This window comes from Lutibacter sp. TH_r2 (assembly GCF_033101135.1).
Lineage (GTDB): Bacteria > Bacteroidota > Bacteroidia > Flavobacteriales > Flavobacteriaceae > Lutibacter.
The window spans coordinates 1-5,468 of sequence record NZ_JAWMPV010000011.1 but is presented as its reverse complement, the minus strand read 5'-3'; the positions used below and the strand labels follow the sequence as shown (position 1 = coordinate 5,468).

At 28.4% G+C, this 5,468-nt stretch carries 5 protein-coding genes; all 5 read left to right on the top strand.

The features are described 5' to 3' along the window. Positions 1-382: 382 nt before the first annotated feature. Entirely contained in the window at positions 383-850 is a 468-nt protein-coding gene (locus tag R3X25_RS15110; protein WP_147678238.1) for a DinB family protein, read from the top strand. A 211-nt stretch (positions 851-1,061) separates the two neighbouring features. Beyond that, entirely contained in the window at positions 1,062-1,583 is a 522-nt protein-coding gene (locus R3X25_RS15105) for a hypothetical protein (protein WP_317675802.1), read from the top strand. Between the two features lie 201 nt (positions 1,584-1,784). Further along, positions 1,785-2,651 (top strand): GIY-YIG nuclease family protein, encoded by an 867-nt coding sequence (locus R3X25_RS15100; RefSeq protein WP_317675801.1) that lies wholly within the window; start codon positions 1,785-1,787, stop codon positions 2,649-2,651. Positions 2,652-2,850: 199 nt separating this feature from the next. Then, positions 2,851-4,287, top strand: coding sequence for an MBOAT family O-acyltransferase (locus tag R3X25_RS15095; RefSeq protein WP_317675800.1), 1,437 nt, complete (start codon positions 2,851-2,853; stop codon positions 4,285-4,287). Between the two features lie 3 nt (positions 4,288-4,290). Beyond that, positions 4,291-5,325, top strand: coding sequence for an alginate O-acetyltransferase AlgX-related protein (locus tag R3X25_RS15090; RefSeq protein ID WP_317675799.1), 1,035 nt, complete (start codon positions 4,291-4,293; stop codon positions 5,323-5,325). Positions 5,326-5,468 lie beyond the last annotated feature (143 nt).

The following is a 5,468-nucleotide window of genomic DNA, read 5'->3' as shown; positions in this document are numbered from 1 at the left end:
AAAAAAACTCAATGAAACGCAAGATTTTATCACAATTTCGGATTTGAGCAATGAAAACGGTATGATTTGATTCTCAAAAAGCTAAAAATCTATAAAAATATAAATTCTAACAAAATGAGAAATTACCTATTTGAGAAACAAAACGGATTTGAATAGCAAAACGCTGAAAAAAATGAAACGAAAAATGATTAACAATACGATTGAAAAAACCACTTTAGGTAACACCGTGTATATTTAATTGCTTGGTTATCGACTACTTACGAAAATACTCGCGTATTTTCTATTCGGTTTTTATTTGCTAACTTACTCGCTAAACCACGCAACTAACCATACACAAAACCGTTGGCTGTAATGTAAAACGACATTCCCGAAAACAAAGAAAATGACCCAATCTGAACTTATAGTTTTAAATTTTACAGAAATAAGAAGAAGAAGTATAAAACTTTGGAATGGATTACCAGAGAAATATTATAATTGGAAACCTGACGAAAAAGCAATGAGTGCGTCAGAAATGATAAGACACGTTTTAGAGGCTGATTATGGATGGAATATTATTATTAATCAAGGTGATATGACAAATTATAAAACACCTTGGGAAAACCGACCATTCATTAACGTTACTGATGAACTTGAATATGCCGAACCTTATAGAAAAAAATTTATAGAAAGTGTAAGGCAATTTTCGGAAACGGAATTAAACGAAACCGAAATCATTCATCCAGGGAACGGTGAAAAAAAAATACTTGGAAAATATTTATTGCGGATTGGATATCACGAATCAGTTCACGCAGGACAATTTTTATCTTATTTAAGAGCAATGAAAATTGATAGACCAAAAATATGGGATTGAAAAAAAACTACAGCCAACACCATATATAATTTATTGCTTGCTTATTGCCTACTTACGAAAATCCTCGCGGATTTTCTTTGTCAGTAATTATTTACTAAATTAGTTGCTTAAACCACGCAACAAACCATATATAAACACGTTGGCAATAATTAAAATGAACATCGAGAATTTTATCACAAATAGAAAATCAATTGAAAAATTGACATCGGAAATGACCGAAATCGAAAGTGATGGATGGGAAACTAAATATATTGACCAAAGAGACCAATCTGAATGGATAGAAATTCCTCTTGAGTCGGAATATCACGGAGGTGGAAATCCAATATTATTCAGGTTGCCGAAACCATGCCAAACGGAATTGATTAAACTTTTGATTAAATCAACGGATTTAAATCAAATATCTGCTATCTCTTGCCTATTAAAGGAATCTGAATTTGACAAATCTGATAAACACAATGAATATCGAGAGGAATTAATAATTGAATTGGAAAAAATAGTCAATGACAAAGAATTTAAATGGAACGGATTTGAGAAAAAACGGCTAACAACAATTATTTACGATAGTGATTTAAACTTTCCACATAACCAAAGAGAGAGTTTAGGAAAAAAATACGAAGAGGTAGAAAGTGACTATCAATATTATAAAAATATAGCTGATAGAGCTGAAAAAATAATCACTTTTGCGAAAAAGAATAATTCAATATTGGAAAGAATTAAAACATTGTTTGACTAGCGAAATAAAATGTCTGAATTAGAAAATAACTATTGCCAACAATGCATATATTTTATTGCTAGGTTCTAGCCTGCTTACGAAAGTCCTCGCGGACTTTCTATTCAGTTTTTATTTACTAACTTAGTGACTTAATCACGCAACAAACCATATGCTAAACCGTTGGCAGCAATTAAACGACAAAAAATTGAGTAAAAAGATAATATGGGAAAGAAATTAACAATTTATATGATTGATGGAACAGAATATGGTCCGAGAATCGCTGAAATTGGAAATTGGGTAGGAAAAGCATTTTATGCTCCAAGAACAACAATTTCTAAAGTTATAAATCGAGAAGAATTTGACAATCCAGGAATTTATTGTTTAAAGAGTAATTCTGATTCGGAATCTTACCAAGAAAAAATCTACATAGGAGAAGCTGAAAATATTAAGAATAGAATAAAACAACATCTTCAAAACTCCAAGAAAGAATTTGTTGAGATGTTATTTTTCATAAGTAAAGATGATTTATTAACTAAAACTCAAATAAAATATCTAGAGTCAAGAATAGTTCAATTAGCAATTGATTCTAAAGCGGCAGAAATAGAAAATGGAAACATTCCATCTCTACCAACATTGCACGAGGCTGATAAGTCTGATATGGAATATTTTCTTGACCAAATGAAATTAATTTTACCTGTTATGGGTTTTAGATTTTTAATTTCATCAGTTGTAAAACAACCAGAAAATGAAAGTAACCAACCAAAACAAGAAAAAGTTTTATTGAGTATTAACAGTAATAAGATTAATGCGAAAATGTATATTAATGATCAAGGGTTTATTGTTGAAAAAGGTTCACAAGCAAAGAAAACATTATCTAAATCTTGTACGATAACTTATAGAAAATTAAGACAAAAATTATTAGATACACAGATTTTAAAAGATAGTGGAGAATATTACGAATTTGTTGAGGATACGATTTTTTCAAGTGCGAGTGCTGCATCAAATATGATTTTAGGAAGAAACTCAAACGGATACACTGAATGGATTTCAGAAAATGGAACTCCACTTAAAAATTTAGAAGAAAATTAAAAGCTGCCAACACCGTATAAGCTTTATTGCTGGTTTTAGCTCACTTAGGAAATTCCTCCGGAATTTCGCCGTTCGTGTTTTATTTAGTAAATTCACTGCTTAAACAACGCAACAAAGCTTATACAACAACGTTGTGTGTCATGCTTAAAAATGATAATTTTATGAAAAACTATTAATATAAAAACTATGAGAAAATAAAATGTTCTTTAACTCTATCGATTTTGCAATATTTTTACCTATAATTTTTTTACTTTATTGGTTTGTAACAAACAAAAACTTAAGACTTCAGAATTTTTTAATAGTAATTGCAAGTTATTTGTTTTATGGCTGGTGGGATTGGCGATTCTTAACATTAATTATTTTTAGTACTATCGTTGACTATAGTGTTGGTATAACACTTTCAAAAGAAAAGAAGAAGACAAGGCGAAAAGCATTACTTTTGACAAGTATTTTAGTCAATTTAGGTTTTTTAGGCTTTTTTAAATATTACAATTTCTTTATTGAAAATTTCACAACCGTATTTTCTTTATTCGGAAATAAAATTCAACCCAATTCTTTAAATATCATTTTACCAGTTGGGATAAGTTTTTACACTTTTCAAACGTTAAGTTATTCTATTGATGTTTACAGAAACAAATTAGAACCCACCAAAGATTTTATCGCATTTTCTGCTTTTGTAAGTTTTTTCCCTCAATTAGTAGCAGGGCCAATTGAAAGAGCAACTAATTTATTACCTCAATTTTATAAAAAAAGAACATTTGATTACAACAAATCGGTTGACGGAATGCGTCAAATACTTTGGGGACTTTTCAAAAAAATTGTGATTGCTGATACTTGTGCAGAGTATGTTAATCTCATTTTTAACAATTCAGATGATTTTTCTGGAAGTACTTTAGTTTTAGGTGCTTTATATTTTACTTTTCAAATTTATGGTGATTTTTCTGGGTATTCTGATATTGCAATTGGTACTTCAAGACTTTTTGGATTTAACTTGAAACAAAATTTTGCTTTTCCCTATTTTTCAAGAGATATAGCTGAATTTTGGAGACGCTGGCATATTTCATTGTCAACTTGGTTTAGAGATTATCTTTATATTCCATTAGGCGGTAGCAGAGGAAGTAATTGGGTGAAAATTAGAAATATTTTCATAATTTTTCTTGTAAGTGGCTTTTGGCATGGTGCAAATTGGACTTTTATTGTTTGGGGAGGTTTAAATGCGTTATATTTTCTCCCACTATTAGTGTTAAAAAAAAACAGACAACATCTAGACATTGTTGCAAAAGGAAAATTACTTCCTACAATAAAGGAATTACTATCTATAAGTTTTACATTTTGTTTGACTGTATTTACTTGGATATTTTTTAGAGCTGAAAATATTGGACATGCATATAAATATATTTCTAAAATATTTTCCTCTTCATTTTTCTCAATACCTGGGTTTAAAAATTATACTATTATAATATTAATAATTATATTTATATTAATAGAGTGGATTGGAAGAGGTGAACAATTTGCAATTGCTAAATTTGGTAGTAACTGGAAAATTCCTTTACGCTATTCATTCTATTTTGCTTTAATTCTTTTACTATTTTGGTTTGGAGGAGAAGAACAACAATTTATTTATTTTCAGTTTTAATTTATGAGAAAATTCATCATCAAAATAACTTATTTCACACTACCTTTTTTTTTACTCTACTTCATAACTTATCTGTTTTATTCTTCTAGCCAAAGTCCAGATCTTTTGCGTTTGGGTTATATCCCAAACATTTATAAAAATTACAGAAGCATATTTCCAAATAACAATAATGAAAAATTTGAAAAATTATCTGATACTAAAAACAAAACATTTAAAATATTAACTATTGGAGATTCATTTTCTGAACAAGGAGGAGAAGGCTATAAAAATGTGCTTGCAAATAATTACAGTATTTTACATGTTGATAGATTTCTATCTAACAATCAATTTCAAACGTTAATAAACTTAATTAATGGTGATTTTTTTGATAATAAACAATTTGAATATGTAATTCTTCAATGTGTGGAACGGTACATTATGGATAATATAGAAAATTTAAATTTCAATAAAAAAATTATGCTTTTAGAAATTGATTCTTTAAGCCTTAAACACAAGAAAAATCAAAAATCAAAAAAATCAAATTATAAATTCTTTTCAAAAGCAACATTTAAGATTCCTTATTCCATGTCTAAATTTTATTTTCAAGAGAATTATTTATCTAATCAGGTGGTTTACAATGTTGAACTTAATTCAAATACACTATTCAGCAACAACTCAAGTAAGTTGCTTTTTTATTATTATGATCTTATGTCTACTAAAAAAAGTAATTTACCTACCAACGCAATAAAACTGAATAATATTTTAAATCAAATTCAAAAAAAATTAAAAGAGAAAAACGTAAAATTATTATTCTTACCATCTCCTGATAAATATGATTTATATTATAATCATATTAAAGATAAAAAACACTTTCGTAAACCTTTATTTTTTAATAACATGATTGATCTCAAAAAAGATTACTATTATATAAATTCAAAATCAATATTATCGAGTAGTTCATATAAAGATATTTATTATTATGATGATACTCATTGGTCACCTATTGCTGCTAAAATTATTGCAGAGGAGATAAGTGAAGTTATTAAACAAATTGAATAATGCACGAACACACAACAACTGGTATAGTTTATTGCTAGGCTGATTTCCTGTCGGAAATCATCGCAATTTTACTAACTTTGTTACTAGCCCGAAAATCCTAGCGGATTTTCACGCAACCAAACCATACCAAAAACCGTTGGCAC